Source organism: Agromyces binzhouensis (assembly GCF_004135055.1).
Lineage (GTDB): Bacteria > Actinomycetota > Actinomycetes > Actinomycetales > Microbacteriaceae > Agromyces > Agromyces binzhouensis.
The window spans coordinates 1-2,803 of sequence record NZ_SDPL01000406.1 but is presented as its reverse complement, the minus strand read 5'-3'; the positions used below and the strand labels follow the sequence as shown (position 1 = coordinate 2,803).

Below are 2,803 nucleotides of genomic sequence, written 5' to 3'. Positions count from 1 at the left end.
TCAGGCGCCGTCCCGCGGACGCCACGGGCCGCCGCCCGGCTGGTCGCCGCGACGGCGGAGGTAGCGCTCGAACTCCTGCGCGATGGCCTCGCCGGACGCCTCGGGCGCGTCGACCGCGTCGCGGGCCTGCTCCAGCTGGGTGATGTACCCGGCCATCTCCTCGTCGTCCGCGGCGAGGGCGTCGACGCTCGACTCCCACTCCTTCGCCTCGTCCTCGAGCGAGCCGCGGGGGATGCTGAGCCCCGTGAGCTCCTCGACCTTGCCGAGCAGGGCGAGCACGGCCTTCGGCGACGGGGCGTTGTGCACGTAGTGCGGCACCGACGCCCAGAGCGACACCGTGGGGATGCCGACGCGCTCGGCCTGGTCGGCGATGACGCTGAGGATTCCGACCGGTCCCTCGTAGGTCGAGCGGTCGACGCCCAGCGCGGCGCGCACCTCCGGGTTCTCGCTCGATGCGAAGACGGAGAGGGGTCGCGTGTGCGGGGCGTCGGCGAGCATCGCCCCGAGGAGCACGATGCCCTCGATGTCGGCGGTGAGCGCGGCGTCGATGAGCTCGGCGGCGAAGCCCTTCCAGGTTCGCGCGGGTTCCGCGCCGAGGAGGACGTGCAGCCGGTCCGCCCCGGGCCCCGTGACGACCTCGTCGTCGTCGGGGCGGGGTTCGCCGCTCGGGCCGAGGATCGCGGCGCCGGGCCAGCTCAGCCGCCGCGTGCCGTCGGGCGCGGACTCGATCGTGGGGCGCGTGAACTGGTAGTCGAAGTAGAGCTCGGGGTCGACCGCGGCGATCTCGACGAGGCCGAGCCGCTCCGCCAGGAGCCGGGCGGCTCCGGTGGCCGCCTCACCGGCGTCGTTCCATCCTTCGAATGCCACGACGAGGAGTCGTCCGCCCTCGAACCCGGTCGGCTGCTGCACTCGGTCCGCCCCGCTTCCCGAGTCCGGAACGTCCGGACCCATGTCCACAATAGGCCGTGCCGATAGAATCGCCCGTTGTGACCAAGCGCCTTCCCGCCGCCGTCCTCTGGGACATGGACGGCACCCTCGTCGATACCGAGCCGTACTGGATGCGGGCCGAGATCGAACTCGTCCACGAGTTCGGCCGGACCTGGACGCACGAGGACGCGTTGCAGATGGTCGGCATGGGCCTCTGGGACGCCGCGGAGGTGTTCCGGCGCGCCGGCGTCGACCTCCCGGCCGACGCGATCGTCGAGCGGCTCACCGAGCGCGTGCGCGAGCAGCTCGCCCAGCACGGCGTCCCCTGGCAGCCCGGGGCGAAGGCGCTCCTGAAGCAGCTCCGCGACGCCGGGATCCCGACCGCGCTCGTGACGATGTCGATCCGCTCGATGGCCGAGGACGTCGTCGGCGCGATCCCGTTCGCCGCCTTCGACGAGCTCGTGACGGGCGACGAGGTCGCCGCGCCGAAGCCGCACCCCGAGCCGTACCTGGCCGCCGCCGGTCGACTCGGCGTCGACATCGCCGAGTGCATCGCGATCGAGGACTCGCCGACGGGTCTCGCGTCGGCGACCGCGGCGGGCGCCGTGGTGATCGGCGTGCCCCACATGCTCTCCCTCGACGAGGCGCCCTCCGATGTCGTGTGGGACACGCTCGACGGCCGGACGCTCGACGACCTCGTCGAGGTCCTCACGACCAAGCAGGCGCGCGCGTGAGCCGCGGCGAGGCGAGCGGGCCGTTCCGCGTCGGCGACCGCGTGCAGCTGACCGGCCCGAAGGGCCGCATGCACACGATCACGCTCGAGCCCGGCAAGGTCTTCCACTCGCACAAGGGCACGATCGCCCACGACGAGATCATCGGCCTGCCCGACGGTTCGGTCGTCGCGAACGCGGTCGGGGTCGAGTACCTCGCGCTCCGCCCGCTGCTCAGCGACTTCGTCATGTCGATGCCGCGCGGCGCGGCCATCGTCTACCCGAAGGACGCCGTGCAGATCCTCGCCCAGGCCGACATCTTCCCGGGGTCGACCGTCGTCGAGGCGGGCGTGGGCTCCGGGGCGCTGTCGCTCTGGCTGCTCCGCGCGATCGGCCCGGGGGGCCGGCTCATGTCGTTCGAGCGTCGCGAGGAGTTCGCCGATGTCGCGCGAGGCAACGTCGCGACCTTCCACGGCGAGGATCCGGCCAACTGGTCGATCACCCTCGGCGACCTGGCCGAGGCGCTCCCGCAGCAGGCCGAACCGGCCTCCGTCGACCGCGTGGTGCTCGACATGCTCGCGCCGTGGGAGTGCATCGACGTCGTCTCGACGGCGCTGAAGCCCGGTGGCGTCGTGCTCTGCTACGTCGCGACCGCGACGCAGCTCTCCCGGGTCGCCGAGGCGATCCGTGCGACGGGCTGGTACACCGAGCCGGTCGCGAACGAGACGATGGTGCGCGGATGGCACGTGCAGGGGCTCGCGGTGCGACCCGACCACCGCATGATCGCGCACACCGGCTTCCTGCTCACGGCGCGCCGGCTCGCGCCCGACACCGTCCTCCCGGAGCTCAAGCGCCGACCGTCGAAGACCGAGTTCAGCGACGAGGACGTCGAGGCGTGGACGCCCGGCGCCCTCGGCGAACGCAACGTCAGCGACAAGGTCCTCCGCAAGCGGGCCAGGGCGGCGGATGCCGCGGCGCGCAGTTCGCGCGGCGACACCGGCGCGGACCCCACCACCGACCCCGCCGACGCCGACTAGGCTGTCTGCGCCCGTTCCACCCGAGACGAAACGAGGATCCGTGCGCCTCCCGCTCGCACTCACCGCCACCGCGACCGCCGTCGCCCTCGCCCTGACCGGCTGCGCCTCGGCGCCCGCGCCGCAGGCCGA

The 2,803-nt window shown here is 73.2% G+C and carries 3 protein-coding genes; 2 read left to right on the top strand and 1 reads right to left on the bottom strand.

Annotation, left to right across the window (positions count from 1 at the left end):
• On the bottom strand, positions 1 to 909 hold the full coding sequence (locus ESO86_RS14890; RefSeq protein ID WP_242492398.1) for a PAC2 family protein: 909 nt from the start codon (positions 907 to 909) through the stop codon (positions 1 to 3).
• Positions 910 to 986: 77 nt separating this feature from the next.
• Here ESO86_RS14890 and ESO86_RS14885 point away from each other — a divergent pair, with 77 nt between their 5' ends.
• Together ESO86_RS14885 and ESO86_RS14880 are read left to right on the top strand one after the other, a co-directional pair.
• On the top strand, positions 987 to 1,661 hold the full coding sequence (locus ESO86_RS14885; RefSeq protein WP_277985237.1) for an HAD family hydrolase: 675 nt from the start codon (positions 987 to 989) through the stop codon (positions 1,659 to 1,661).
• Positions 1,658 to 2,674 carry a tRNA (adenine-N1)-methyltransferase gene (locus ESO86_RS14880; protein ID WP_242492397.1) on the top strand — a complete coding sequence of 339 codons (1,017 nt, stop codon included), beginning with the start codon at positions 1,658 to 1,660 and terminating at the stop codon, positions 2,672 to 2,674. Before ESO86_RS14885 ends, ESO86_RS14880 begins: the two co-directional genes overlap by 4 nt.
• Positions 2,675 to 2,803: the final 129 nt, after the last annotated feature.